The 25883-nt window shown below is 73.1% G+C and carries 29 protein-coding genes and 3 tRNA genes; 18 read left to right on the top strand and 14 right to left on the bottom strand.

Annotated features, from left to right (window positions below):
• Nucleotides 1-23: 23 nt before the first annotated feature.
• Complete coding sequence (locus tag AB0K25_RS02930; protein ID WP_363818021.1) at nt 24-875, bottom strand: Rieske 2Fe-2S domain-containing protein; 852 nt, start codon at nt 873-875, stop codon at nt 24-26.
• A gap of 149 nt (nt 876-1024) precedes the next feature.
• On the bottom strand, nt 1025-1303 hold the full coding sequence (locus AB0K25_RS02925; protein WP_308290966.1) for a flavin reductase: 279 nt from the start codon (nt 1301-1303) through the stop codon (nt 1025-1027).
• A 198-nt stretch (nt 1304-1501) separates the two neighbouring features.
• On the opposite strand from AB0K25_RS02925, the gene AB0K25_RS02920 reads away from it, so the two are divergent.
• The 3 genes from AB0K25_RS02920 (at nt 1502) to AB0K25_RS02910 (ending at nt 3658) form a co-directional block, all read left to right on the top strand.
• The gene (locus AB0K25_RS02920; RefSeq protein ID WP_363818018.1) at nt 1502-2269 is read left to right on the top strand and encodes a helix-turn-helix transcriptional regulator; all 768 of its coding nucleotides are present in this window, start codon (nt 1502-1504) and stop codon (nt 2267-2269) included.
• Nucleotides 2260-2451 carry a DUF397 domain-containing protein gene (locus tag AB0K25_RS02915; protein WP_219465609.1) on the top strand — a complete coding sequence of 64 codons (192 nt, stop codon included), beginning with the start codon at nt 2260-2262 and terminating at the stop codon, nt 2449-2451. The genes AB0K25_RS02920 and AB0K25_RS02915 overlap by 10 nt, the downstream gene beginning before the upstream one ends.
• 451 nt (nt 2452-2902) lie before the next feature.
• On the top strand, nt 2903-3658 hold the full coding sequence (locus AB0K25_RS02910; RefSeq protein ID WP_219465607.1) for a crotonase/enoyl-CoA hydratase family protein: 756 nt from the start codon (nt 2903-2905) through the stop codon (nt 3656-3658).
• Between the two features lie 221 nt (nt 3659-3879).
• On the opposite strand, the gene AB0K25_RS02905 is transcribed toward AB0K25_RS02910, so the two are convergent.
• The 3 genes from AB0K25_RS02905 to AB0K25_RS02895 all read right to left on the bottom strand — a co-directional run bounded on the left by AB0K25_RS02905 (nt 3880) and on the right by AB0K25_RS02895 (nt 7746).
• A complete protein-coding gene (locus AB0K25_RS02905; RefSeq protein ID WP_363818013.1) occupies nt 3880-5364 on the bottom strand; it encodes an FAD-dependent oxidoreductase in 1485 nt (494 codons plus the stop codon).
• A gap of 151 nt (nt 5365-5515) precedes the next feature.
• Nucleotides 5516-6838, bottom strand: coding sequence for a deoxyribodipyrimidine photo-lyase (locus AB0K25_RS02900; protein WP_219465606.1), 1323 nt, complete (start codon nt 6836-6838; stop codon nt 5516-5518).
• Nucleotides 6835-7746 (bottom strand): phytoene/squalene synthase family protein, encoded by a 912-nt coding sequence (locus AB0K25_RS02895; protein ID WP_357532847.1) that lies wholly within the window; start codon nt 7744-7746, stop codon nt 6835-6837. The genes AB0K25_RS02900 and AB0K25_RS02895 overlap by 4 nt, the downstream gene beginning before the upstream one ends.
• Nucleotides 7747-7810: 64 nt before the next feature.
• Between AB0K25_RS02895 and AB0K25_RS02890 the strand changes: the two genes are divergently transcribed.
• The 9 genes from AB0K25_RS02890 (at nt 7811) to AB0K25_RS02850 (ending at nt 14345) form a co-directional block, all read left to right on the top strand.
• Nucleotides 7811-8965: a polyprenyl synthetase family protein gene (locus tag AB0K25_RS02890; protein ID WP_219465604.1), complete on the top strand. Its 1155-nt coding sequence runs from the start codon at nt 7811-7813 to the stop codon at nt 8963-8965.
• 28 nt (nt 8966-8993) lie between these two features.
• The gene (gene crtI, locus AB0K25_RS02885; RefSeq protein WP_219465603.1) at nt 8994-10475 is read left to right on the top strand and encodes a phytoene desaturase family protein; all 1482 of its coding nucleotides are present in this window, start codon (nt 8994-8996) and stop codon (nt 10473-10475) included.
• Between the two features lie 4 nt (nt 10476-10479).
• Entirely contained in the window at nt 10480-11142 is a 663-nt protein-coding gene (idi, locus tag AB0K25_RS02880; RefSeq protein WP_219465602.1) for an isopentenyl-diphosphate Delta-isomerase, read from the top strand.
• Nucleotides 11132-12070 carry a MerR family transcriptional regulator gene (locus AB0K25_RS02875; RefSeq protein ID WP_219465601.1) on the top strand — a complete coding sequence of 313 codons (939 nt, stop codon included), beginning with the start codon at nt 11132-11134 and terminating at the stop codon, nt 12068-12070. The genes idi and AB0K25_RS02875 overlap by 11 nt, the downstream gene beginning before the upstream one ends.
• 63 nt (nt 12071-12133) lie before the next feature.
• On the top strand, nt 12134-12922 hold the full coding sequence (locus tag AB0K25_RS02870) for a polysaccharide deacetylase family protein (RefSeq protein WP_208565367.1): 789 nt from the start codon (nt 12134-12136) through the stop codon (nt 12920-12922).
• Between the two features lie 143 nt (nt 12923-13065).
• A tRNA-Glu gene (locus AB0K25_RS02865) sits at nt 13066-13138 on the top strand.
• A 31-nt stretch (nt 13139-13169) separates the two neighbouring features.
• Nucleotides 13170-13246 (top strand) — tRNA-Asp (locus tag AB0K25_RS02860).
• A gap of 102 nt (nt 13247-13348) precedes the next feature.
• Nucleotides 13349-13422, top strand: a tRNA-Phe gene (locus tag AB0K25_RS02855).
• Between the two features lie 398 nt (nt 13423-13820).
• Nucleotides 13821-14345, top strand: coding sequence for an SRPBCC family protein (locus AB0K25_RS02850; protein ID WP_208565366.1), 525 nt, complete (start codon nt 13821-13823; stop codon nt 14343-14345).
• Between the two features lie 12 nt (nt 14346-14357).
• Here the strand turns inward: AB0K25_RS02850 and AB0K25_RS02845 are convergent, their stop codons facing one another.
• On the bottom strand, nt 14358-15074 hold the full coding sequence (locus AB0K25_RS02845) for a DUF2786 domain-containing protein (protein WP_363818006.1): 717 nt from the start codon (nt 15072-15074) through the stop codon (nt 14358-14360).
• A gap of 127 nt (nt 15075-15201) precedes the next feature.
• Between AB0K25_RS02845 and AB0K25_RS02840 the strand changes: the two genes are divergently transcribed.
• On the top strand, nt 15202-15615 hold the full coding sequence (locus AB0K25_RS02840; RefSeq protein WP_219465599.1) for a hypothetical protein: 414 nt from the start codon (nt 15202-15204) through the stop codon (nt 15613-15615).
• Nucleotides 15616-15651: 36 nt separating this feature from the next.
• Here the strand turns inward: AB0K25_RS02840 and AB0K25_RS02835 are convergent, their stop codons facing one another.
• On the bottom strand, nt 15652-16041 hold the full coding sequence (locus AB0K25_RS02835) for a hypothetical protein (RefSeq protein ID WP_219465597.1): 390 nt from the start codon (nt 16039-16041) through the stop codon (nt 15652-15654).
• 183 nt (nt 16042-16224) lie between these two features.
• Between AB0K25_RS02835 and AB0K25_RS02830 the strand changes: the two genes are divergently transcribed.
• Nucleotides 16225-17577 (top strand): ABC transporter substrate-binding protein, encoded by a 1353-nt coding sequence (locus AB0K25_RS02830; protein WP_208565362.1) that lies wholly within the window; start codon nt 16225-16227, stop codon nt 17575-17577.
• Nucleotides 17578-17625: 48 nt separating this feature from the next.
• On the opposite strand, the gene AB0K25_RS02825 is transcribed toward AB0K25_RS02830, so the two are convergent.
• Complete coding sequence (locus tag AB0K25_RS02825) at nt 17626-18369, bottom strand: enoyl-CoA hydratase/isomerase family protein (protein WP_219465595.1); 744 nt, start codon at nt 18367-18369, stop codon at nt 17626-17628.
• Nucleotides 18366-19220, bottom strand: coding sequence for a 3-hydroxyacyl-CoA dehydrogenase family protein (locus tag AB0K25_RS02820; RefSeq protein ID WP_363818282.1), 855 nt, complete (start codon nt 19218-19220; stop codon nt 18366-18368). Before AB0K25_RS02820 ends, AB0K25_RS02825 begins: the two co-directional genes overlap by 4 nt.
• 169 nt (nt 19221-19389) lie before the next feature.
• Here AB0K25_RS02820 and AB0K25_RS02815 point away from each other — a divergent pair, with 169 nt between their 5' ends.
• Complete coding sequence (locus AB0K25_RS02815) at nt 19390-19695, top strand: hypothetical protein (RefSeq protein ID WP_208565360.1); 306 nt, start codon at nt 19390-19392, stop codon at nt 19693-19695.
• 31 nt (nt 19696-19726) lie between these two features.
• On the opposite strand, the gene AB0K25_RS02810 is transcribed toward AB0K25_RS02815, so the two are convergent.
• Entirely contained in the window at nt 19727-20566 is an 840-nt protein-coding gene (locus tag AB0K25_RS02810) for a methyltransferase domain-containing protein (protein WP_363818001.1), read from the bottom strand.
• 43 nt (nt 20567-20609) lie between these two features.
• On the opposite strand from AB0K25_RS02810, the gene AB0K25_RS02805 reads away from it, so the two are divergent.
• Nucleotides 20610-20990 carry a PPOX class F420-dependent oxidoreductase gene (locus tag AB0K25_RS02805; protein WP_208565358.1) on the top strand — a complete coding sequence of 127 codons (381 nt, stop codon included), beginning with the start codon at nt 20610-20612 and terminating at the stop codon, nt 20988-20990.
• Between the two features lie 109 nt (nt 20991-21099).
• Here the strand turns inward: AB0K25_RS02805 and AB0K25_RS02800 are convergent, their stop codons facing one another.
• Both AB0K25_RS02800 and AB0K25_RS02795 read right to left on the bottom strand, forming a co-directional pair.
• Nucleotides 21100-21309, bottom strand: a complete 210-nt coding sequence (locus tag AB0K25_RS02800) for a BldC family transcriptional regulator (RefSeq protein WP_007073996.1) — start codon at nt 21307-21309, stop codon at nt 21100-21102.
• Between the two features lie 251 nt (nt 21310-21560).
• On the bottom strand, nt 21561-22400 hold the full coding sequence (locus AB0K25_RS02795; RefSeq protein ID WP_219465593.1) for a hypothetical protein: 840 nt from the start codon (nt 22398-22400) through the stop codon (nt 21561-21563).
• Between the two features lie 264 nt (nt 22401-22664).
• Between AB0K25_RS02795 and AB0K25_RS02790 the strand changes: the two genes are divergently transcribed.
• Both AB0K25_RS02790 and AB0K25_RS02785 read left to right on the top strand, forming a co-directional pair.
• Nucleotides 22665-23747: a Glu/Leu/Phe/Val dehydrogenase dimerization domain-containing protein gene (locus tag AB0K25_RS02790; protein WP_363817997.1), complete on the top strand. Its 1083-nt coding sequence runs from the start codon at nt 22665-22667 to the stop codon at nt 23745-23747.
• Nucleotides 23748-24091: 344 nt separating this feature from the next.
• A complete protein-coding gene (locus AB0K25_RS02785) occupies nt 24092-24310 on the top strand; it encodes a DUF3073 domain-containing protein (protein WP_208565355.1) in 219 nt (72 codons plus the stop codon).
• Nucleotides 24311-24493: 183 nt separating this feature from the next.
• Here the strand turns inward: AB0K25_RS02785 and amcA are convergent, their stop codons facing one another.
• Complete coding sequence (amcA, locus tag AB0K25_RS02780; RefSeq protein WP_219465589.1) at nt 24494-24727, bottom strand: multiple cyclophane-containing RiPP AmcA; 234 nt, start codon at nt 24725-24727, stop codon at nt 24494-24496.
• Nucleotides 24696-25799 (bottom strand): cyclophane-forming radical SAM peptide maturase AmcB, encoded by a 1104-nt coding sequence (amcB, locus tag AB0K25_RS02775; RefSeq protein WP_219470523.1) that lies wholly within the window; start codon nt 25797-25799, stop codon nt 24696-24698. The genes amcA and amcB overlap by 32 nt, the downstream gene beginning before the upstream one ends.
• Nucleotides 25800-25883 lie beyond the last annotated feature (84 nt).

The raw sequence follows: 25883 nt of genomic DNA, 5'->3' as shown, positions 1-25883 counted from the left end.
GGCGGGTGGGGAGGGGCGGGTGGTTAGGGGAGGCGGGTTTGGAGGGTGCCGTCCACTACCCGGGTGGGGAGGATCTGCTGGTCGGTCGCGGAGGGGCCGTGGACGACCTCGCCACCGTTGAGGCGGAACGCCGAGCCGTGCCAGGGGCAGACCACACAGGCGTGCCCGTCGATCTCCTGCACCTCGCCCTCACCGAGCGGGCCGCTCTGGTGTGGGCAGCGCTCCAGCATGACGGTGACCTCGTCGCCGTGCCGGTAGAGGATGACCGAGACGTCGTCCACCTCGCGGGTCACCAGCTCTCGCTGCGGCAGCCCCGCCAGCTCGGCCACCGACTGCCACCCGTCGCTCATCCGGTGCAGCTCGGAGACGCTCTGGCTGACCTGCGCCCCCTGCTTGTACGCCAGGTGCCCACCGAGGTACGCCCCGGCGCTCGCCGCGCCCAGCCCCAGGTAGGCCAGCGCCCGGCCGACGCCGTGCCGGCCGCTCAACCGGGCGGCGAGGGAGCCGGCGTACAGGGTCAGGCCAACGGTGTTGGCGGCGGCGTGCACGAGCCCCACCCGACGCTGGTCCCGGGACAGCTCCGCCCAGTCGTTGAGCCCCGCCACGGCGGCGGGCACCGCGCTCACGGTGCCCAGCGCGACCAGTGTGGTGGCCGCGCGACGCTGACCGGGGAGCAGATCGACCACTGCCGCGCTGATCCAGGCCCCCACCGGCACCTGCACCATCGCAGGGTGCAGCGGATGCCCCAGGAACACGCCGTGCAGCAGGTCACGCACCCGCTGTGGGCGCAGGGTCGCCTGGACGGCACGCTGCAACCGGTCGCCGGCCCGGTCCAGCGCGGTGGCCTGTTCGAGTTTCGTCATCAACGCTCGCACGTTCCCCGACTTCCCGGCTGACCGGGCCGCAAACCGGGCGGCCGGGACGAATCTGCCCTTTGCCCTGATCAGCGCCGCGCCGGGACACGGGCACCGACCGGCGCGGCATCCCGCCACCCACGCCCCGGCGGGCGGGCCGCCGGCCGGTGTCAGGGGCTGGTGTCCGACCCGCGCGCTCTGGCCCACCCGAGGAAACGACCCATCAGATTATCGGGTACGACGTTCCCGTTGAGCTGGGACAGTTGCGTACCCGCCTCGGCCATCAGGGTGCTCAGGTAGACGAGCAGGCCGGTCCGGTCCTCGCGGTACTCCACCAGCAGGGCGAGCCGGGCCGGCTGGCACGGCCACTCCGCGCCGCAGCCCCGACACCGCCACAGTGGACGCATCGGCAGGTGCGGTCGGGTGTGGCGCAGGGAGCGGTGTCGCACTGCGGTTCTCCTTCCAGGTGGATCGGGGCCACCCCACCCGTCACCGGCGGGGTGGCCCCGGGCTGGACGTCGACCGCCGGGTTCCCTCACCTCCACCGACCGCGCCGCCCTCCACCAGATCGTGCCTCCCTGTGGTCAGACAGATACACCGCGTAGGCGTATGGTGGGCAGATATTCGAGACGTCCGATGGAGGAGTCGTGAACGATGCGCTGCGCGCGGCACTCAACGAAACCGGCTACACCACCGAATCCCTCGCCGAGCGCGTCGGCGTCGACCCCAAGACGGTGGGCCGCTGGCTGAGCGAGGGGCGGATCCCGCACGCCCGGCACCGGGTAGCCGCCGCGGAAGCGCTCCGGCGGGACATCGTGGACATCTGGCCGGACACTTCTAGACGTCGCGAGCCGGTGTGGTTCCGTCCCTGGCAGGAGATCGAACGCGACGCCCTGTCGCTGCGCTCATTCGAGTCTGTCGTCATCCCCGGCCTGCTCCAGACGGAGGCGTACGCCCGAGCCGTCCTGCTCGGTGCCGGCACCCTGCCCCGGGGGGACGTCGACCGGCACCTCGCGGCCCGGCTCGCCCGCCAGTCGATCCTGAAACGCGACGATCCACCCCAGCTCACGGCCGTGCTCGACGAGTCGGTCCTCCATCGGCCGGTCGGCGGCCGGCAGGCCATGCACGAGCAGTTGCTCGCCCTCGCCGACGCCTGCGACCAGCTACACGTCCGGGTGCACGTCGTGCCGGCCACCGTGGGTGAGTACGCCGGCCTCAACGGCCCCTTCGTGATCGCCACGAACCCGGATCACCGGATGGCCGGCTATCTCGACAACCAACTCCAGGGACAGGTGGTTAGCGATCTCGATGACCTCGCGGCCATGATGGCAGCGTGGGAGAACGTGCGCGGCGAGGCGTTGTCCCACCGGCAGTCCGTCGATCTGATCACGAAGGTGGCCCAGACATGGAACTGAACCACGCCCGATGGCGCAAGAGCACCCGCAGCAGCGGCAACGGCGGAAACTGCGTCGAGGTGGCCGGCAACCTGCCCGGGGTGATCGCCGTCCGCGACTCCAAGGACCCCGACGGCCCCACCCTGACCTTCACCCCCGCCGCCTGGCACACCTTCCTCACCCGGATCACCGACCGCCGCTGACCCCACCCCGCCTGCCGTGACACCGGGTCGCACCGACCGGGCCACCCCCAGGCCCGGCGCTGCGGCCTCCGGCACGGCACTGCGGCCCCGGCACGGCACCGCGGCCCCCGGCACGGCCCGGCGCTGCGGCCCAGGCACGGCACCACCCGCCCACGCAGATCCCCGCCATTGTCGCGCCGATGGCGCTGCCCAAGCCCCAGGGGACCCAGCACCAGCGCCACCCGCAAGCCCCGCGCAACAGGCAGGGGCTTGCGGGCAGGCGGGAGGAGCGGGGAGCGCACCCGCAAGCCCGCGCAGCAGGCAGGGCTTGCGGACAGGCGGGGTGAGCGGAAGCGCCCCCGCGCAGCAGGCAGGACAGGCGGGGAGCGCACCCGCAGGCCCCGCGCAGCAGGCGGGGCAGGCGGGTGCAGGCGGGGTGGCCGGGCGGGGGTGGGCGGGGGATGCTGGGGGGATGGCGGTGCATGTTGCCCGGAACGGGGCGGTGACCACGGTGATCCTCGACCGGGCGGCGGCGCGCAACGCCGTCGACGGGCCGACCGCGCGGGCGCTCGCCGACGCGTTCCGCGCGTTCGAGGCCGACCCGGAGGCCCGGGTCGCGGTGCTGTGGGGTGCGGGCGGCACGTTCTGCTCGGGTGCCGACCTCAAGGCCATCGGCACGCCGAGCGGCAACCGGGTCGAGCCCGACGGCGACGGCCCGATGGGTCCGACGCGGATGGCACTGTCCAAGCCGGTCGTCGCGGCGATCTCCGGGTACGCGGTGGCCGGTGGCCTGGAGCTGGCGCTCTGGTGCGATCTGCGGGTCGCCGAGTCGGACGCGGTGCTCGGGGTGTTCTGCCGACGCTGGGGAGTGCCGCTGATCGACGGCGGCACGGTACGACTGCCCCGGCTGATCGGCCAGAGCCGGGCGATGGACCTGATCCTCACCGGCCGCCCGGTGCCCGCTGACGAGGCGTACGCGATGGGGCTGGTCAACCGGGTGGTCGCGCCGGGTGAGGCGCGGACGGCGGCCGAGCGGCTGGCCGCCGAGATCGCCCGGCATCCGCAGACCTGCCTGCGCAACGACCGGGCTTCGGTGCTGGCCGGTGCCGGCCGGCCCGAGCCGGAGGCGTTCGCCACCGAGTTCGCCTACGGCATCGACTCGTTGGCGGCGGACGCCACAGCCGGCGCGGCCCGGTTCGCCGCCGGTGCCGGCCGGCACGGACAGTAATTCCGGCCCGGCCGGCACGAACCGCTCACCCCACCCGGCCCGGGGCACGAACCTGGAACCCACTCGGCCCGGGGCACGAACCTGGAACCCCACCCGGCCCGGGGCACGAACCGCGCACCCCACCCGGCCGGCGTGAACCGGGAACCTGGCCCGGTCTGCTCCGAGGCCGGACCGGACCGGCCGACCCGGCGGTTGCGCCGCGCCGGGCCGGTGCGCCGGGCTCAGCTCAGGTCGTTCAGGGCGCTCTGGATGGCCCGGTGGAACGTCGGGTACGCATAGATCATGTGCCTCAGCTGGCTGACCGGCACGGCCGCGTGCACCGCCACGACCAGCGCCGACAGCACCTCACCCCCGGCCGGGCCGACCGACGTCGCACCGATCAGCACCCCCTGGTCGGCGTCGGCGATCACCTTGATGAAGCCGCCCGGTTCGCCACCGTGGATCCAGCCCCGGGTGGACGACGACAGCTCGGTGAAGCCGACCTGCACGTTGATGCCCCGCTCGCGGGCCTGCCGTTCGGTGAGCCCGACCGCGCCCACCTCCGGGTCGGTGAAGGTGACCCGGGGCAGCGCCCGGTAGTCGGCGCGGGGCACGGTGCCGGCGGCGCCGCTCGGGCCGGCCGCGCCCATCGAACCCCCGACGGCGCTGGCCGCGCCCATCGCACCGCCCACCACGCTGGCGGTGCCGCTGGCGTCGGGGCCGCCCTCGGCCCGCCGGGCGTGGTCGAGCACGTCGGCGACCACGATCGACGCCTGGTACATGGCGATGTGGGTGAACGCGCCCTCGCCGGTCACGTCGCCGACCGCCCAGATCCCGTCGGTGACGTGCATCCGGTCGTCCACCGGCAGGTAGCGCTGGGTGGCGTCCACCCCGACGGTGTCCAACCCCAACTCGTCCAGGTGGGCCCGGCGACCGGTCACCACCAGCAGTTTCTCGGCGCTGAACGACCGGTCACCGGCGTACACGGTGAAGGTGTCGTCGTCGTGGCCGACCCGTTCGATCTTGACCTCGGTGGCGATCTCCACCCCGTCGGCACGCAACGCGGCGGCGGCCACCTCGGACGACTCCGGCTCTTCGAGGGCGAGCACCCGGCCGGACGCCTCCAGCACGGTCACCCCGACCCCGAACCGGGCGAAGACCTGCGCCAGCTCCAGCCCGATCGCGCCGCCCCCGATGATCAGCAGGGTCGCCGGTAGCTCCGCCGCCTCGATCGCCTGGTGGTTCGTCCAGTACGGGGTGCCCGCCAGCCCGTCGATCGGCGGGATCGACGGGCGGGTACCGGTGCCGAGGACGACGCCCCGCCGGGCCTGGAACACCTGGTCACCGATCCGGACCCGGCCGGGACCGTCGAGCCGGCCGCTGCCACGCAGGAACCGCCCGCCCTTGCCGGTGAACCGGTCCACCGCGGCCCGGTCGTTCCAGGTGTCGGTGGCCTCCTCCCGGATGCGTTTCGCCACCGGCGCCCAGTCGGCCCGGACCTGCGCCGACCCGGCCAGCCCGTCGACCCGTCGCGCCTCGGCCAGGGCGTTCGCCGCCCGGATCATCATCTTGCTGGGGATGCACCCCCAGTACGGGCACTCCCCGCCGACCAGGTCCCGTTCGACGCCGACGACGCTGAGGCCGGCCTCGGCGAGTCGCCCGGCCACCTCCTCGCCGCCCACGCCGAGCCCGATCACGACCACGTCCACCAGTTCCGGCTCTGCCATCCCGTCAGCATTCCGCACGACCCCACCCTCGGCCACCGGTCCACCCCGGAATTCCCGCCCGCGTGCACCGCCGGACCCGGCCCCGCACCGCCTGGGACCCGGCCCGGCGCAAGCGGCCCGGCGCAAGCGGCCCGGGCCGACGGGCCAGACCTCAGCGCAGCCAGACCGGGTCGGCGTCGGGCACCTCCAGCGGCGGCGGGTAGTCGAGGGTGCGTCGCACCTCGGCGGGCAGCCGCCACGGCTGGTGCACGGCCTTGCCGGCCACCGCCGCCAGCTCGGGCACCCAACGACGCACGTACCCGCCGTCGGGGTCGTAGCGTTCGGCCTGGCGGACCGGGTTGAGCCCGCGGTAGGGGCGGCTGTCGTTGCCGGTGCCGGCCACCCACTGCCAGTTGCCGGAGTTGTCGGGCACGTCCCCGTCGAGCAGCCAGCGGGAGAAGACCGCGAGACCGGGCCGCCAGTCCAGGCCGAGCACCTTGGTCAGGTAGCCGGCGGTGATCAGCCGGGCCCGGTTGTGCATCCACCCCTCGGCGTGCAGTTGACGCATCCCGGCGTCCACGATCGGCATCCCGGTCCGGCCTTCGGTCCAGGCGGTCAACGCCGCCGCGTCGTACCGCCAGTCCTCGGTGGCCCCGCGCCGGTACGCCTTCGCCGCGATCTCCGGGAAGGCGGCGGTGACCTGGTGGTAGAAGTCCCGCCAGCAGAGCTGCCTGACGAACGGGTGCCCCCGGTCGTCGGCCCGGTTCGCCACCGCCAGCGGGGACAGGCAGCCGAACCGCAGGTACGGGCTGAGCCGGGAGGTCTCGTCGCCGGCCAGGTCGTCGTGGATGTCGTCGTACCGGCGCAGGGTCGGCAACCACTGGGTGAGCCGGCGCTGCCCGACGGTCTCGCCGCCGACCGCGGCCTGCGGCGACTCGCCCTTCGGCAGCGCCGGCAGCCGGCCGACCGCGACCCCGTCGGGCAGGGTGACCCGCCGGGGCGCGGCCAGCTCCTCCCGCCACTGCGCCGCGGACCAGACCCGGTGGTACGGGGTGAACACCCGGTAGTGGTCGCCGCCGCCGGGTCGCAGCGCCCCCGGCTCGACGATCGTGACGCCGGGGAAGAGCCGCAGGGCGAGCCGGTGCCGGTCGCACTCGGCGCGCAGCCGGCGTTCCCGGCGCTGGGCGTAGCGACTGACGTCGGCGGACAGGCCGATGCCCTCGGCGTCCACCTCCCGGGCCACCCGGACCGTCTCGGCCACCGGGTCGCCCCGGCGGATCACCAGGTCACCGCCGAGCCCGCGCAGGGTGTCCCGCAGCTCGGCGAGGCACTGGTGCAGGAACCGGGTGCGGTTGGGCGAGTGGTCGGCCAGCGTCGGGTCGAGGACGTACAGCGGCACCACCCGGTCGAAGGCGGCGCAGGCCGTCGCCAGCGCCGGGTGGTCGTGCACCCGCAGGTCGCGGGTGAACAACACCACCGCCGTACGGCCGCTCACGTCAGGGCCGGGCCGGGCACCACGACCGGGGTGCCGGTACGGGTCAGCAGGGCCTTCGCCGCCACCGCCAGCCGTCGCCGCTGGGGCACCACGGCCCGCTTGACGAACACGTCGTAGTCCTGGGCGGCGACCTCGTCGAGGATGCCGCCGTAGAGGGCGTAGGCGGTGCGCATGCACGCCTGGGAGGCGGGGGCGAGCAGGGTGATGCCGGGCGCGGCGGCGGCGTAGTGGGCCTGGGCGCGGGTCACCTCGTACTCGATCAGGTCGCGGATCTTGTCGGTGCTGTGGCCGGCGGCCTGGGCGGCGAGCAGGTCCTCGCGGGTGACGTTGAACTTGGCGAGGTCCTCGTCGGGCAGGTAGGTGCGGCCCCGGTCGAGGTCCTCGGCGACGTCCCGGATGAAGTTGGTCAGCTGGAAGGCGAACCCGAGCTGCCGGGCCGGTTCCCGGGCGGCGACCGGGTCGGAGCTGCCGAGGATGGGCAGCATCATGGTGCCGATGACCGCCGCCGAGCCCTCCATGTAGTCGAGCAGGTCGTCGTAGGTCGGGTAGGACATGACGGTCAGGTCCATCGCCATGCTGCGCAGGAACGACGCGAAGTCGGCCCGGTCTAGGTCGAACACGGCGATGGTGTGCAGCACCGCCGGCAGCAGCGGGTCGTCGACCGGCTCACCGTGCAGGCCGGCGACGAAGCGGGAACCCCAGGCGTCCAGCCGGGCGGCCCGCTCGGCGGGGGGCAGGTCCTCGGTGCGGTCCACGATCTCGTCGGCGTAGCGGGTGAACCCGTACAGGGCGTGCACGTGTCGGCGTTTCCATGCGGGGAGCAGCCGGGTGGCGAGATAGTAGGTGCGCCCGTGGTGTCTGTGCAGCTCCTGGCAGCGGGCATAGGCAGCGGTGAGATCGGTGTCCACCGGGCCTCCTCTGATTCGACGCAGCAATCGACGCAACTCGTAACCCTAGGGTACGCTCGCCCCCATGGCCAACGACGCAGTTGCGGGTAACGCGCTCCGCGTCGCGCCGGCACAGCCGGGAGCGACGGACGATCCGGTCCACGGCGTACTGGCCGCCTTCGCCCGTGACCTGGTCGACGACGTCGACGGCACCCTGTCGGCGTTCCTCGCCCGCGAGGTCGACGCGCTGACCGAGATCGACGCAGCGATGGGCGGTTTCGCCGCGACGGCACGCGACTGCGTGCTGGCCGGCGGCAAGCGGGTCCGCCCGACCTTCGCCTACTGGGGCTGGCGGGGTGTGGTGGGCGGCGACGCGCCACTGCCCACCGTGCTGCCCGCGCTGGCCGCCCTGGAACTGCTGCACACCTTCGCCCTGGTGCACGACGACGTGATGGACGCCTCGGACACCCGACGGGGCCTGCCCACCGTGCACCGGGCCGCCGCCGCCCGGCACGTCACCGCCGGACACACCGGCGATCCGGGCCGGTTCGGTGAGTCGGTTGCCGTCCTCATCGGCGACCTCTGCCTGGTCTGGGCGGACCGGCTGCTCGCCCACGCCACCGTGCCGCCGACCCGGATGCTGGAGGTGCGGCGCTGCTACGACCAGATGCGCGTCGAGACCATCGCCGGGCAGTACCTCGACGTGCTCGGCGAAAACGACGCGGCGAACTGGTCGGTGGACCGGGCGCTGCGGGTGGCCCGCTACAAGACGGCCAGCTACACCGTCCAGCGTCCGCTGCTCTTCGGCGCCTGCCTGGCCGGCACCGAGCCCGACGCGCCGCTGATCGCCGCGTACACCCGCTACGGACTGGCCGTCGGCGAGGCGTTCCAGCTCCGCGACGACCTGCTCGGCGTCTACGGTGACCCGGCGGCGACCGGCAAGCCGGCCGGCGACGACCTGCGCACCGGCAAGCCGACGGTGCTGCTGATGCTCGCCCGCCAACTCGCCACCGGCGGCCAGCGGCGGGCGTTGGAGCGGGCCGGCACCGCCGTCGGCATCCGCGAGGTCGCCCGGCTGGCCGACATCGTCGCCGACACCGGAGCGGTCGGCCGGGTCGAGCGCATGATCTCCGACCGGGTCACCGACGCGCTCGCCGCGTTGGAGACCGCGTCGATCGACGAGACGGCGCGCACCGCGCTGACCGGTCTCGCCACCGCCGCCGCGACGCGGCGGGCATGATGGGCAACTTTCTGAAGGAGGTGGTCGCGTGCGGACCGTGACGGGACGTACGGACCGGGTGGTGGTCGTGGGCGCGGGCCTGGGCGGGCTGGCGTGCGCGCTGCACCTGGCCGGTAGCGGCCGGCAGGTGACCGTGCTGGAACGCGAGCCGGTGCCGGGCGGACGGGCCGGTCGGCTCAGCGTCGACGGGTACGAGTTCGACACCGGCCCCACCGTGCTCACCATGCCCGACCTGATCGCCGAGGCGCTCGGTGCGGTCGGCGAGGAGCTGCACGACTGGCTCGACCTGACCCCGATCGACCCCGCCTACCGGGCCTACTACCCGGACGGCTCCACCCTGGACGTGATCACCGACACCACCCGGATGGCGGCCGAGATCTCCCGGGTCTGCGGCCCCCGCGAGGCCGACGGCTACCTGCGGTTCGTCGACTACGCCCGCAACCTGTGGAACTGGGAACGGGCCGACTTCATCGACCGCAACCTGGACGCCCCGACCGACCTGCTCACCGGCAACCTGCTGAAGTTGCTGGCGAACGGGGCGTTCCGGCGACTCCAAACCAAGATCAACCAGTTCTTCTCCGACCCGCGTACCCAGCGGATCTTCTCCTTCCAGGCGATGTACGCCGGGCTCTCGCCGCACGACGCGCTGGCCATCTACAGCGTCATCGCGTACCTCGACTCGGTGGCCGGGGTCTACTTCCCGCGCGGCGGCATCCACGCGGTCTCCAAGGGGATGGCCGGCGCGGCCGAGAAGCACGGCGTCCAGATCCGCTACGACACCACGGTCGCCCGGGTGGAGACCGCCAACGGCCGGGCCACCGGCGTGGTCACCGCCGACGGCGAGCTGATCCCGGCCGACGTGGTGGTGCTCAACCCGGACCTGCCGGTCGCCTACCGCGACCTGCTCCCCGAGGGTCGGCAGCGGAAGCTGACCTACTCGCCGTCCTGCGTGGTCCTGCACGTCGGATCGACGCAGGGGTATGGGAAGATCGCTCATCACAACATCCACTTCGGACGGTCCTGGAAGGGCACCTTCGACGAGGTGATCAGGCGCGGCGAGCTGATGAGCGACCCGTCGCTGCTGGTCACCAACCCGAGCCGGACCGACCCGTCGGTCGCCCCGGACGGCCGGCACACCTACTACGTGCTGGCCCCGGTGCCCAACCTCGACCGGGCCCCGTTCGACTGGCGGGGCGACCTGAGCCGGCGCTACGCCGACCAGCTCGTCGCCACGCTGGAGGAGCGCGGGTACGTCGGGTTCGGCGCCGGCATCGAGGTGTTGCGTACGATCACCCCCGCCGAGTGGGAGGAGCAGGGAATGGCCGCCGGTACGCCGTTCGCCGCCGCGCACAGCCTCTTCCAGACCGGGCCGTTCCGCCCGTCCAATCTGCACCGCAGCCTGCCCAACGTGGTCTTCACCGGCTCCGGCACCCAGCCCGGTGTCGGTGTGCCGATGGTGCTGATCTCCGGCAAGCTGGCCGCCAACCGCATCACCGGCGCGGGTCGGTGACCGCGTGAAATCCCGGGAGGCTCACCTCGTCGAGCTGGTCGACGACACCGGCCGGGTGCTCGGCGAGACCACCGTCGCCGCCGCCCACCAGGCACCCGGTCGCCTGCACCGGGCCTTCTCGGTGCTGCTGGTCGACCCGGACGGCCGGGTCCTCCTGCAACAGCGGGCCCCGGTCAAGACCCGGTTCCCGCTGCGCTGGGCCAACTCGTGCTGCGGGCACCCACTGCCGGCCGAGTCACTGGCGGAGGCCGCCAACCGCCGGCTCGCCGAGGAGCTGGGCGCCGGGCCGGTGTCGTTGACCGAGGTCGGCGTCTACCTCTACTACGCCGAGGACCCGGCCACCGGTCGGGTCGAGTTCGAGTACGACCACGTGCTCCGGGCCGACGTGCCGGCCGTACTCACCCTGCGGCCGGACCCGGACGAGGTGGCCGAGCTGCGCTGGGTCGACCCGACCCGGTTGATGACCGAGATCGACGCCGACCCGCGCCCGTACGCCCCCTGGCTCGGTGGTGTGGTGAGCCGACTGCTCCGGCCGGCCCCGACCACCACCGGCCCCGATGCCCCTGCCGGGGGTCCCGAGGCTCCCGCCGGGGGTCCCGCCGCCGGCTCCGCAATACCGTCCGGCCGCCGGGTGGACGACGCGTCGGAGCGGTCGGGTGGTCGCTGAGCCGCTGAGCGCGGGGGCCGTGGCACGCCGGCTCGGCGTGGCGGTCACCACCCTGCGTACCTGGCACCAGCGCTACGGCCTCGGCCCGAGCGAGCACGTCCCCGGTCACCACCGGCGCTACACCCCGGCCGACCTGGCCCGCCTGGAGATCATGCGGAAGCTCACCGCCGAGGGGGTCAGCCCGGCGGAGGCGGCCCGCTGGGCGAAACAGAGCCCCGGCACCGCGCTACGCCTGCCGGCCGGGGCCAGCCGGGACGGCGGCGGACAGGCCATCCCCGTCGGCCGGGCGGGACCGGCGGCCCGGGGGCTGGCCCGCGCCGCGATGCGACTGGACGCGGCGGCGATCGGCGACACCATCTCCCAGGCGCTGGCCACCGACGGGGTGATCGCCACCTGGGAGGGGCTGCTCCGGCCGGTGCTGGCCGGCATCGGTGAGCGGTTCGTGGCCACCGCCGGCCTGATCGACGTGGAGCACCTGATGTCCCGGTGCGTCTCCGAGGCGTTCGCCGCCGTCGCCCGCTCCGGCCGGGCCACCGGGCCGGCCCGCATCCTGCTGTCCTGCGCCGACGAGGAGCAGCACACCCTGCCCCTGGAGGCGCTCGCCGCGGCGCTGGCCGAGGCGGGGGTGGCGTACCGGATGCTCGGCGCCCGGGTGCCGGTGGCCGCGCTGGTCGAGGCGGTCAACCGGACCGGGCCGGCGGCCGTGGTGGTCTGGTCGCACACCCGCCCCACCGCCGATCCGGGGCAGCTCTCCGCCCTGCTCGCGGTGCCCCGCCGACCGCTGCTGGTGCTCGCCGCCGGGCCGGGCTGGCGGGCCGACACCCTGCCCGCCGGAGTGGTCCGACCGGTCGACCTGGCCGAGGCGGTGTCGCTCGCGCTGGCCGTCCGGGATTCGTTGGACCAGTCCACCGGGACCGACCTGGCCTGACATATTTCGCTTTCGTGAACTACCGTCGGGGCCGTCCGCGTACCCCCATCCCTCGGAGTGACGATGCGTTCACGCCCCGTCCTGGCGGTTGTCCTGGGTCTGCTCCTGCTGGTCGCCGGCTGTGGAGACAAGCCCCGGCACGTCCGGCCGGCAGCCGCGCCCGCCCCGACGACCTCCGCACCCGAGCCGGCCCAGACCCCGGTGCCGACGCCGCCGCCGACCAAGAAGCCGAAGCCCCGGCTGCGGCCCAAGCCCAAGACGCTGCCCGCCGGATTGCGTAAGGCGACCGGGGTACGCGCGGTGGCGCTGACCTTCGACGACGGACCCGACCCGACCTGGACGCCGAAGGTGCTCAACCAGCTCCGGGCGGCGAAGGTCAAGGCGACGTTCTGCGTGGTCGGCACCCAGGTCCGCAAGCACCCGGAGCTGGTGGCCCGGATCGTCCGCGAGGGGCACCAGCTCTGCAACCACAGCTGGCACCACGACGTCGACCTGGGCCGCCGGCCGGTCGCCGACATCCGGGCCGACCTGGTGCGCACCAACCAGGCCATCACCAAGGCCGTTCCGGGCGCGAAGGTGCCGTTCTACCGGCAGCCCGGTGGCCGGTGGACGCCGGAGGTGGTGCAGGTCGCCAAGGAACTCGGCATGCGGTCGCTGCACTGGACCGTCGACCCCCAGGACTGGGCGAAGCCCACTTCCGGGGTGATCTCCGGGCGGATCAGGAGCGCCTCCCGCCCCGGTGCGGTGGTGCTGATGCACGACGGCGGGGGTGACCGGAGCCGCACCCTGGGCGCCGTGCCGCAGGTCATCGGCGACCTCAAGCGCCGTTTCGGCATCGCACCACCTCGCTGACCTGCTACTTTGCCGGGCCGCACCCCGGCAGGCATACCGGTTTGGTCGACCGCCGGGGCATGGCATATGCTTCTCATGCCTCCGGCGGGGCCGGATGGGAGCAAGTCCGCTTGAAGTTGCGAGTGTGCAATGATGGCGGGGCCGCCCTCATCGTCTAGCGGCCCAGGACGCCGCCCTTTCAAGGCGGTAGCACGGGTTCGAATCCCGTTGGGGGCACGATCCGGCCCAGCCGGAGGCAACAAAGCTAGGTCCTGTGGAGCAGTTGGAGTGCTCGCCGCCCTGTCAAGGCGGAGGTCGCGGGTTCAAGTCCCGTCAGGACCGCCAGCGCCGACGCCGCGTGCACCATTGCGCGGCGTTCTGCGTATCGGGACGTGTCACCCTGTCGGCGGAGACCCCGCCCTCCGGGTAACATGTCCCGAAGCACCAGGCCAGGTAGCTCAGTTGGTACGAGCGTCCGACTGAAAATCGGAAGGTCGGCGGTTCGACCCCGCCCCTGGCCACATAGCCTTTCGCCGGGCTACAGAGAGCGGTGACCTGCGGAAACGCGGTCACCGTTTTCGTGTATCCGGCCCAGATGTGGCGTCCACCCGGCCTGCCCCGTTCCGGCCGGAATGCCCACTGGCAGCCCACCGCCGCCCCGGCCACGGGTAGCTGCACCCGCGATCTGACCCTGCACCACTCAAGACCTCCCCTTGCGACCACCGCGCCCCGGTAGCCGCCGGCCACAGTGTCCCTGTCGCGCAGTCACGGGCCGTCCGCTTGGCGGCTGCACGGTGGCCGTCACCTGAGCCCGTTCCCGCCCGGTGGTGCCCAACCGCGCCCGGTCCAGGTCCATTGTCCGGAAGGGGCCAGTACGCGAGGCTGCAGAGCGCCTCATCAGCCGGTATGGTCCGGGCCTATGGGGCAGGAGAAGGCGAATCCGGAGGGCGTCCATCAGGACGTCGACCGATATTCGTTGCGCTCCACGCTCCTCGTCCCCGCCACCGCCGAGCAGGCCTTCGCGGTCTTCACCGGCTCGCTGGCCGACTGGTGGGTCCGGGAGTACACCTGGTCCGGCCCGGCGGCGCTCGCCGAGCTGGGGATGGAGCCCCGGGCCGGCGGCATGCTCTACGAGATCGGCCCGTACGGCTTCCGGGGCGACTGGGGCCGGGTGCTCACCTGGGACCCGCCACGGCGGCTCGTCTTCACCTGGCAGCTCGGCCCCGACCGGCTCCCGGTGCCCGACCCGGCGCGCGCCAGCGAGGTGGAGGTGCTGTTCCTGCCGGACGAGTCGGGGCGCACCCGCATCGAGCTGGAGCACCGGCACTTCGACCGGCACGGTGAGGCCGCCGAGGGCTACCGTGCGGCGTTGACGGCCGGCTGGCACGAGCTGCTCGGCCGCTATCTCGCCACCCTCACCGGCGCCGCCCCGGGCCCGCACTGACCCCACCGGTGTTCACCGTCCGGGGAGTCCGGGGTGGGGTGGGGCGGTCGGGGCGTGCACCGCGTCGGGCCCGCCGAGGTCGGCCCGTTGGCCGGCCGCCTCCCCCGCGCCGAACCCGGAGCCGGCGAGCCGGCGGGTGGGCGCGGTCCGCAGCCGGGGATAGACCTCGGTGACCCGGCGGGCCACCCGGTCGGAGCGGTCGGCCAGCACCAGCGCGACCGACGGGGTGCCGTCTTGCGCCACCGCGCCCGCCTCGGCAGCCCGGAGCCGTTCGGCGATCACCCGGGCGAAGCCGGCCAGCCAGGAGCGCCGGAACGCCGCCGGGTGTTCGCCGGGTGGGACCACGGTGCCGGCGAGGCCGTGCGCGGCCTGCACCAGCAGCGAGGTGAAGAGCAGGTCGACCCGCTCCAGGTCGCTGGCGAAGCCGAACAGGTGCAGCGCGAAGCCGGTGCCGGCAGGTCGGCGTATGCAGCGGCAGCGCAGCGGGTCGGCCACCGCCGCGAGCAGCCCGGCCTTGTCCCGGGCGTACGGGGCGACGACGTCGACCACCCGGTCGCCGACCGGGTCGGTGGTGGGGTCGCGGGCGGCCAGCAGGGCGCGGTCGACGCCGTAGCGGGCGATCAACTCGGTGGCCTTGGCGGTGAAGGCGGCCGCTTCGGCGGGGGTGCAGGCGGCGTCCTCTGCCTGGGCCAACAGCTTCCGCACCTTGCTGAGCATCGCCTCGGACATGGGTCACAGTTACCACAAAAGGTTCACGGTTGTGTCACAGCGGGATCAGAGATCGACAGATATCATCGCCACTCACCGCACCCTGTGCACGACGCAGGGTCCGCCCCTCTTCCCTGGAGGCACCACCATGGCATCCCGGACCGCCCGACTGACCGCAATCGTCGCCACCCTGCCCCTGCTGTGGTTCGGCGCACCCGCCCAGGCCGCCCCGGAGACGAACCTCTCCGCATCGGCTGCCACCTGCTATGGCGGGGCGGTCCGGTCGTACTTCCAGGTCGGTGGCTGGGGCGGGGACGCCGGGCCGTACAAGGCCAGCACCCGGTGCAAGGACGTCAACGTCAAGAACAGCAGCGAGTTCGGCACCGAGGCGTGTGTGGTCTTCATCGACAAGACCAACAAGTGCAACTACCTGACCTACCTGCCGGCGAAGTCCGACTGGATCACCGTCGCCACCAACGTGCGCGACGGCGCGAACTTCAAGGTCCGCTTCACCAACCTGCGCTACGAGTACGAGCCGCTGGTGGCGTACCACGCGTACTGAGCCGGCCGGCGCGGCGTCCGCACGGGCGTCGCGCCGTCAACCGGCCCGACTGCGCAGGGTCGCCACGGTCGAACCGGCGAGGGTGAGCAGGCAGTCCGGCAGCTGCCCGTCGGCGACCGCCGCCCCGAACAGCGCCTCACCGGTGTCGGCGTCGTGGTTGGCGTACGCGCTGACGAAGCGGGCCACCCAGCGGGTGTCGTACCCCGCGTCGTCGATGCCCGGGAAGTCCAACGCGCAGGCGCCCGGCGGTGGCGGGTCGCCGACCATGGTGGCGGCCAGCGTCCAGGCGACCGTGTAGGCACCGGCGAGGCCGGACCGGTCCACCACGGCGTCGAAGGTGCCGGCCACCGCGGCGCCGTCCCCGGTCAGCGCCGAATGGAGCACGGCGGTAGCGTCGGCCAGCGTCTGATCCGGTACGTCGGTCACCTGCGGCACAGTAGGACGCCAGGTCAAGCGAAGACAGCGCCGAGATGGTGACCACCCGCTGAGCCGACGTGACAGAGCGTACGGTCCGCTGTCGGGCCGGCGACCAGGGCAGCCTCCCTGGTCCCACGGTTGTCGTCGGCACGCTATGGTGCCCACCGGACCTGCGCCGGAGGAAGGACGACCATGCTCGTTACACGCGGCCCGCGCGCGGCCATCCTGGCGGCCTGCGCGTCGTTCCTGCTCGTCACCAGCGCCTGCGGGACGACCGACAAGCCCGAGGAGACGGCTGCCCCGCAGGTACGCCTGTACGGCACCGACGGCAACATGCTCAACTCCTTCGCCGCCGAGCTGAAGGACCGGGCGGATCTCGTCGACGGCATGAAGGGCACCACCCCGCTCACGCCGCTCACCGACGACTTCAAGCAGCGGCTACGTTCCATCGACCCGAAGTTGACCGACTACCTCTACGCGGCGGAGTCGTACGACGCGGTCATGATCAGTGCGCTGGCCGCCCAGTTGGCGGGCAGCACCGATCCGGCCGACATCGCCAAGCAGATCGTCGGGGTGACCACCAACGGTCAGCGCTGCACCGACGCGGCGAGCTGCCTGTCCCTGGCCCGCGACGCCCAGGACATCGAGTACCGCGGCCCGTCGCTGACCCGCGCCGGCTTCACCGACCTCGGGGAGCCGGCCACCGCCAGCTACGCGACCCTGCACTTCGACAACCAGAAGATCAACGACGCGAAGACCGAGTTCGTCGGTGCGGGGGACGAGTCCGGGGTGAGCACCAAGGCCGCCCCCAAGCCCAAGAAGCAGCGGGGCGGGCGCAACGACAGCAGCGACGGCTCCCCGCTGATCCTCGGTGGCCTGCTGCCCAAGACCGGTGACCTGGCCCTGGCCAACCCCCCGTTGGCGGCCGGCGTGGCGCTGGCACTCAAGGAGATCAACGCCGCCGGTGGGGTGCTCGGCGACCCGGTGATGTGGATCGACGGTGACGACGGCACCAACCCGGCCGTCGCCAAGGCCACCGTGGCCTCGCACGTCAAGGACAAGGTCCAGGTCATCATCGGGGCCGCCGCCTCCGGCATCTCCAGCGCGGTGCTGCCGGACGTGGTGGCGGCCGGCAAGATCCTCTTTTCGCCGTCCAACACCGACTCCGGGTTGAGCCAGGCCGACGACAAGGGCCTCTACTTCCGGACCGCCCCGCCGGACAGCCTCCAGGGCCGGGCCCTGGCCGACGTGATCCTCCGCGACGGCCCGCACAAGATCGTGGTGGTGGCCCGCAAGGACTCCTACGGCGAGGGCCTCCAGGAGACCGTCCGCGCCGAGCTGGAGCGGGCCGGCTTCGGCACCGACCGGGTGAAACTGTTCACCTACGAGCCGCCGGCCGACGCCAAGGCCCCGCCCGTCGACTTCGGCAGCCTGGCCGGCGAGATCAAGAACTACAAGCCGGAGGCGGTGCTGGTCATCGGCTTCGGTGAGTCCGCCGGGCTGATCAAGGCACTGGCCGACGCGGGCGTACCGATCCGGCACTGACGCGACGTGGGTGGGGCGGCACCGGGTGCGGTGCCGCCCCACCGACGTTCAGCGGGGTCGCCGACGTTCCAGGAAGTCCGTCATCCGACGGTGCTTCTCCTCGTCTTCGAAGAGCACCGCCTGGCTGACCAGGTCCAGCTGCGGGTGGGCGGCGGGCGGGGCGTCCACCGCCAGCTTGGTCAGCCGCAACGCCAACGCGGAACCCTTCGCCATCTCGTCGAGCAGTCCGTGCGCGGTGGGCAGCAGCTCCGCCGGTTCGGCCACCACCCGGTTGACCAGGCCGATCCGCAGCGCCTCGTCGGCGTCGACCCGCCGGCCGGTGAACAGCAGCTCCTTGGCCCGGCCCTCGCCGACCAGCGCCGGCAGCCGGTGGGTCGCCCCCGCGCCGGCCAGGATGCCCAACCGCACCTCCGGCTGGCCGAAGACCGCCCGCGCCGTGCACACCCGCAGGTCGCACGCGTACGCCAGCTCCGCGCCGCCGCCCAACGCGGGGCCGTCGACGGCGGCCACGCTCGGCATGGGCAGCGCCCGGAGCCGGGCGAAGGCCGCCGAGTTGATCGCGGCGAGGGCGTCCAGCCGGCCCCGCTCGCGCAGTTGACCGATGTCGGCCCCGCCGGCGAAGAGCCCGTCGGCGCCGCCGGTGAGCAGCAGCAGCCGCGGCCGGGCCTCCAGCGCGGCACAGACGTCGTGCAGCGCACCGATCAGGTCGGCGTCGATGGCGTTGCGCTTCTCCGGCCGGTCCAGGGTCACCACCACCCGGTCGGGCAGCTCCTCCACCCGCAGTCCGCTCATTGCCGGCGACCGTCCTTCCACGCGTAGAAGCCCTGGCCGGATTTCTTGCCGAGTTTCCCGGCGGCGACCATCTCGACCAGCAGCGGTGGCGGGGCGAACCGGTCACCGTAGGCGGCCTGGAGGGTGCGGGCGATGTCCAGCCGCACGTCCAGCCCGACCAGGTCGGTCAGCTCCAGCGGGCCGACCGGGTGCCGGTAGCCGAGCACCATCGCCTTGTCCACGTCGGCGGGTGCGGCCACCCCGTCGGCCACCATCCGGATCGCCTCCAGGCCGAGGGTCACCCCGAGCCGGGAGGTGGCGAACCCGGGCAGGTCGCGTACCACGACGGGGTCCTTGCCCAGCCGGCCGGCGAGCGCGACGGCCGCCGCGGTGGTCTCCGGCGCGGTGGCCGCGCCGACCACCACCTCCAGCAGGGCCATCGCCCAGACCGGGTTGAAGAAGTGCAGCCCGAGGAAGGACTCCGGCCGGGCCAGGCCCCCGGCCAGCTCGCCGATGGGGATGCTGGAGGTGTTGCTGCCCAGCAGCGCCGGGCGCAGCCGCTCCGCCTCGGCGAGCACCGACCGCTTCAGCTCCGGTCGCTCGGGGACCGCCTCGACGATCACCTCCGGTGCCGGGGCGACCTCGGCGAGCGCGCCCCGCAGGGTGATCCGGGCCCGCTGCGCGGCGGCCTCGTCGGCACCGGCCTTGCCCCGCTGCACCGCCCGCGCGCACAGCTCGTCGAGGCGGACGGCGGCGGCGGCGGCCCGCCCCCGGTCCACCTCCACCAACTCGACGGCGTAGCCCGCGCCGGCCGCCACGTAGGCGATGCCGAGCCCCATCGTGCCGGCCCCGACGACGACAAGACGACTCATGGACGCTCCCTCACTGCGCACGGTGACGTGCGGGGTCTCCGGCACGCCCGACCGCTCGCTTCGCTCGCTCATGGGTGCGACCCTATGCAGCACCGTTCCCGGCGGCATGCGTGGGGGATCGCCGCACCGGGTACAGACGGGCCAACGTCAAGGGAAGGAACCAGTCGACATGAGCCAGGCACCGGAGACCGTGGACGGCAGCGGCACCACCGACGGCACGGCGGTCGTGGAGACGCGCGGCAACGAGCGCGTCGACCTACTCCGCGCCGACACCAACAACGACGGCAAGACCGACGTGTGGGTGGTGGACACCGACGGCGACGGCCGGGCGGACCTGTTCCAGTTCGACACCGACGGCGACGGCAAGGTCGACATCACCATGGTCGACATCGACGAGGACGGCACCCCGGACGAGGTGGTCGACGGCGACGGCGGCCTCCCCCCGGAGCCGCTTCCCCCGACCGTCCAGGTCTGATCCGGACGCGGGGGCCCGACCGGGCCCCCGCTCACCGCCCACCCGCCCCCCGGGCCCCGATCACCGCCTGCCGGCCCCGCTCACCGCCCCCGGGCCCCGCCAGCCGCAGGGTGGCCAGATAGTACGGGGCGTCGCGGTCGTCCACGTCCGTCAGCCGCCACGGGGTGCCCCGGACCAGTTCGGCCAACTCCTCGGCGGAGCAGACGAGGTAGTCGAACCACTCGGTTCCGAGTTCGCGGTAGCGCAGCCGCAACCGTAGTTGCCCGCCCAGGCGCCCCCGCTGCCGGTTCCACTCGTGGTAGCCGGTGTGCACCGGGTCGGTGGTGCCGTACGGGTCGGTGCCGTGCGCGATGACCTGCGCGCCGGGCCGGGCCAGCGCGGCGAGCGCGGCGAGGAACGCCGGGGCCCGCTCCCGTCCCTCGATCAGCCCCAGGTTGTTGCCGAGCAGCAGGAACGTGTCGTAGCGGCGGCCATCGCCGACGTGCTCGTCGACGGTGCCGAGGACGAGGTCGCGGACCCCCCGGTGCCGGCTGACCCGCAGCGCCCCCGGTGAGGTGTCCAGCCCGGTGACCGGTACCCCGCGCTCCTGGAGCACCAGCGCGATCCGCCCGCCCCCGACGCCGACGTCCAGGGTGGCCCCCCGGGTCCGGTCCACGGCCCGGTGGTCGTACGGCTGCCAGTGCTCCGGCCCGTCGAGGTAGTGCGCGGCGGGGGCCCCGTTGACCAGTCCGTCGTCCCGTTCGATGATCTCGATGACCGGTCGGGGCAGCCGTCCGCCGACCAACGGCCGGGGGCCGATCCCGGTGTGCACCGCGTACGCGTCGCGCAGTAGTTCTCCGAACACGTCGCCCAGCCGAGGTTCTCCGGTCACGACCTGCACGTTATCCGGGAGCGGTCGCCGTATCCTGGGCGGCGTGACCGATCTGGACCGCCTGGCGGCGGAGAAGTACGTCCTGCTGACGACGTTCCGCAAGGACGGTCGTGCGGTGTCCACCCCGGTCTGGGCGGTCCGTGACGACGACACCCTGGCGATCTGGACGGTTGCCGACTCGGGCAAGGTCAAGCGGATCCGGCGGGACGGCACGGTGACGGTGGCCCCCTGTGACGTGCGCGGCCGTCCGCTGGGCGAGGCGGTGCCGGGCCACGCGGTGCTCTGTGGGCCGCAGGAGAGCAGCCGGGTGCGTGACCTGCTCAAGCGCAAGTACCGGCTGCTGGGCCGGTTGACCCTGCTCGGCAGCCGGCTGCGCCGGGGCGAGGCGGGCACCATCGGTATCCGGGTCACCGTCGGGCCGTGACCGTCGGCCCGGCCGGTGACCGCACCGACCACGTACATGACTCAGGGGCGGTCGGTCGCCGCTTGCCGCGACGTCCGCCCGCCCCTGAGGTCGAAACGCTCTGACCGGGTCAGTCCCCCTGGCGCTGCTGGGGGATCTGTCCCTGTAGCAACGCCCGCACCTCCGACTCACGGTACCGACGGTGTCCGCCCAGGGTTCGGATCGCGCTGAGCTTCCCCGCCTTGGCCCACCGGGTCACCGTCTTCGGGTCGACACGGAACATCGACGCCACCTCGGCCGGCGTGAGTAGCGGCTCTGGTTCGTGCGTTCGCGATGCCATCGGTCACTCCTCCACATGGATAGACATCGGCCGGGGTCCCGCCGGCCGACGCGTCTCCCATGGTCCGGCTAGTCCCCGATGTCCGACATGGGCCGAACGGCCGAAGGTCCCTAGACGGACGGATGAACCATGCCCGATTTATCTGACTTTTACACGGCAGAAAGTACCTTATTCGGACTCATGATCACGGTTCGTGATGCGTCAACTACGAGACTGTCTCATGGTTGGCGTTGCTACTGGGCGTTTTATGGCTAATTGCACCGCTCCAGCAGCTGGATCGCCCGCCACCTGGCAACCAGCCGGTCATAGGCCGCCGACGCCTCGTCCGCCTCGCCCCGGGAGAGCCCGGCCAGACCCGTCGCCACCAGCTCCGGCGAGTCGTCCCCCGCCAGCGTCTCGTCGGAGAGCAACTGCACGAGACCGCCGTAGTCCAGCTCGACCACCGAGCGCGGGTGGAACTCCTCCAACCACCGGGCGGCCTCCTCCACCGCCTCGGTGATCGGCGCCTCACCGATCGACTTCTTCAGCACCGACAGCGCCCGGGAGGCCCGTCGCCGGGCCCTGGAGATCTCCGTCCGGTAGCGCAACGCCCGCCGCCCCGGCCGGGTGACCAGGTCCCGCTCGCCCCCCTCGAAGAGCACGAACCACCGCAGCGGTACGCCCCAGGTGGCGATCTGCTCGTGCAGCCTGGGCACCCCGTGCTCCAGCACCCGGGCACCGCTGCGCCAGTCCTCCACCACCGACTTGGCCTGCCCGGCCAGGATCGGCGGGACGAACGCGTCGGCGATCACCGACGGCACCCCTTCGCGGGCGCTCAGCGCCGCCTCGGCGACCCGGACCCGCAGGTTCCAGGGGCAGACCAGCAGAGCATCGTCGATCTCCAGCACGTACGCCTCGTCGGGCAGGTCGGGCAGCCGGGTCCAGCCCGCGCCGAGCGCCGCGATGACCGAGGTCCGTTGCCGACCCGGCCCCTCCAACGGGGCCACCGCCCGCCCTTCCCGCACGTAGCGCCGCCAGTACGACTGACGGTCCCGGTCGAAGGCGGTCAGCGGCTCGTACACGCGCAGGTAAGAAGCGAAGAGCGACGGCACCGCGCGATCCTCCCACGAAACCCGGTGCCGGTGCCGCCGCCGTCGTGCCCGGCCGGGCCGGTGCCCGGCGGGCGGCAGGTGACCCGGTGCCGGGTGGTCCGGCCGGACCGGGGCCGGTCGGCGGCGGACGACCCGGCACCGGGCCCGTCGGGCTACGGCACGGTCTCCGACCGCCACTAGGCTGGTCAGGGGCCGGCACCATCCCCGCCGGCAGCCGACCAGGTCCGCGCCCCACGAGGGCGCACACCGACACAGGAGCGTGCCATGGGCGTATTCGCGAGCACCGACGACCCGGGATCAGCCGGTCACGAGCAGGTCGTCTTCTGTCAGGACAGGCAGAGCGGCCTCAGGGCGATCATCGGTATCTACTCGACCGCGCTGGGCCCCGCGCTCGGCGGCACCCGGTTCTACCCGTACGCCAGCGAAGCGGCGGCACTGGCCGACGTGCTGGACCTGTCGCGGGGGATGGCGTACAAGAACGCCCTGGCCGGGCTGGACCTGGGCGGCGGCAAGGCGGTCATCTGGGGTGACCCGGACCAGCTCAGGAGCGAGTCGCTGCTGCGCGCGTACGGCCGGTTCGTGCAGTCCCTGGGTGGGCGCTACTACACCGCCTGCGACGTCGGCACCTTCGTGGCGGACATGGACGTGATCGCGCGGGAGACGCGCTACGTGACCGGCCGCAGCGTGGAGCACGGCGGCGCGGGCGACTCGTCGGTCCTCACCGCCTGGGGGGTCTTCCAGGGGATGCGGGCCGCCGCCGAGCACGTGTGGGGCACCCCGAGCCTGCGCGGGCGTCGGGTCGGGGTGGCCGGGCTCGGCAAGGTCGGCCGGCACCTGACCGGTCACCTGGTCGATGACGGGGCCGAGGTGTTGGCGACCGACGTCGACCCGAGGGCACTGGCGTGGGCGCGGACCAACCATCCCGGCGTCACCCTGGTCGACGACACCTCCGCGCTGGCCGCCGCCGACATCGACGTGTACGCCCCGTGCGCCCTGGGCGGGGCGCTCAACGACGACACCGTGCCGGCGCTGCGGGCCCGGGTGGTCGCCGGGGCGGCCAACAACCAGCTCGCCCACCCGGGCATCGAGAAGCAGCTCGCCGACCGGGGCGTTCTCTACGCCCCCGACTACGTGGTCAACGCCGGCGGTGTGATCCAGGTCGCGGACGAGATCGAGGGCTTCAACTTCGACCGGGCGAAGCTGCGGGCCACCCGGATCTTCGACACCACCCGGCAGATCCTGCGGCTGGCCGACGACGAGGGGGTGCCGCCGGCCGTGGCGGCCGACCGGCTGGCCGAGCGCCGGATGGCCGAGGTGGGCCGGCTGCGCGCCATCCACCTGCGGTGAGCGCCCGTCCCGGGCCTGGCGGCCGGCCGCGCCCGGGACACCGCCCCCCGGCGGCCCACCGGGTCCCGACCCGACCGCCGCCGGGGTGGGGAAACCCGCTCGACAGCATGGGGATTACGTGGCTTTTGGGGGGGTTTGACCGGCGTCATGGGCAGCTCCGGCGATCACCCCTTACCCGGTACAATCGGTGACGGCCGGGTGACTGCGACGCGCAGGGCCGGCAGACGGTAACCCGAGGTGCCGAACGGTGGCATCCCCATGTACCGTAAGAGCCACGAGAGATGCCTGACGTCATCGGGGCCCGCCTTCGGGCTGCCCCGCATTCTGTGCGAGGGGGTCGAGCCATGGGGCGCGGCCGTGCTAAGGCCAAGCAGACAAAGGTGGCCCGGGAGTTGAAGTACCACTCCCCGAACACCGACCTCACCGCCTTGCAGCGCGAATTGGCGAGTGCTGGTGGGAAGTCCGAACAGCACTTCGACGACGACTACAAAGAGTATGTCGACGACGACGACGAGGATCATGCGGGCGACGATCCGGACCCCTGGGCTCCGGCGACCCGCTGACCTCCGGTCACATTGAGCACGCGGCAACTCTCCGCGTGCTCACGCATGTGCCCGACCAGAGCGGCGCTACCACCGACGATCAGGGACCCCGCCGTCCCGGAGCACGCTCCGGCCGATCGGCGCGGTCCCTGATCCCGGCGGCCACCGCTACCCTGCCGGTGCGGTGAACCGTCGTCGCTGGGCTCAACGCGGTCGGTTGTTCCAGTTGTAGAAGGTCGGGATGTTCTCGAAGTGGTTCCAGGCGCACACCGCGCCGGCACCCTCCCCGCCCGACGCCTCCGACCGGGAACGACGCGCGGCGTCAGCCTCGTGGAGCAGGGCGGAGATCTCCCCAGCGGCCTCCCGCACCCGGTCGGCGACCTGGTCCGTGCCAGCCCCGACGCGCTCAGGCGACCGGCGACTCGTGGTCTCGGGCATGCTCCAACACTCCCTCCAATAGGCGGATCTTGCTGTTGCGGCAGTGCTCGGTCTCCGTACCGTCGAACCGCCCCTGCTCGAAGTAGCGGTTGGCCGCGTGGCCACCGCCGCAGAAGCCGAAGTACGGGCAGGACGACCGGCACGCCTCGACACCGGTGAGGAACTCACCCACCCAGTCCGTGCCCGCCGCCCCGGCCAGGATCTCGGCCAGTGGGGTGACCAGCACGTTGCCGCTGCTGAAGTCGCCGTAGCGGGCGTCGGAGAAGCCGGCCAGCTCGGGGGAGAGCACGGTCACCGAGCCGTCGTGCCCGATCGTCGGGATCGGGTCGAGCTGCCGGGGCAGCAGGTCACCCTCCGCGCCGTCGAGCACCGCCGCCGCGTACCGCAACGACCACTCCACCTCCCGCAGGTGCAGCCGCGGTGTCCGCCGCCAGGCCGACACCAGCTCCGCCCAGAACGCGGTCACCGTCGCCGCGTCGTAGGCGTTGCTGCGGGTGTTGACCCCCTCGGTCTCCTCGATGTTCAGGCCGAGGACGTCACAACCCAGGTCGAGGAAGTAGTCGTACAGCTCCGTGGCGAGCCCCGGCGTCGGCCGGCTCACCACCGCCAGCGCCGAGAACGGCAGACCGTGCCGACGCAACGCGGCGATCCCCCGGACGATCCGGTCGTACGCCGGCCGGCCGGCCCGGGTCACCCGCTCCCCGTTGCGGTCGGGTGGGCCGTCCACGCTCACACTGACCCGCACCCCGTGCTCGACGAAGAACGCGCACCAGGCGTCGTCGATCAACGTGGCGTTGGTCTGCACATGGTGCTCGACCCCGGCGGGGAACGGGGCGATCAGCGCGGCCAGATGCTCCCGCCCGGCGGCGAGCGGCTCCCCGCCGTGCCAGACCACCGAGAACCGGCCCTGCGCCGCCCAGGGGGCCACCGCGGCAGCCACCGCCTCGGCCACCGCCACCGGCATCCGCCGGTCGACCGCCCGGTGCGGCAGATAGCAGTACGCACAGTCGAGGTTGCACAGCGTCGTCGGCTGCATCACCACGTACGACGGGATCGTCGCGACGCCCCGCATACCCGTCACGGCCGGGGCCCGAGCAGTCATCGACCCTCCTCCCGCTTGCCCGAAGTGTCCTTCAGGCTAGGCGGCGACGGCCGC

This window comes from Micromonospora sp. NPDC049257, assembly GCF_040678915.1.
GTDB lineage: Bacteria > Actinomycetota > Actinomycetes > Mycobacteriales > Micromonosporaceae > Micromonospora > Micromonospora antibiotica.
Note: the sequence above shows the minus strand (reverse complement) of the source record. Positions and strands in the feature narration are given on the sequence as shown.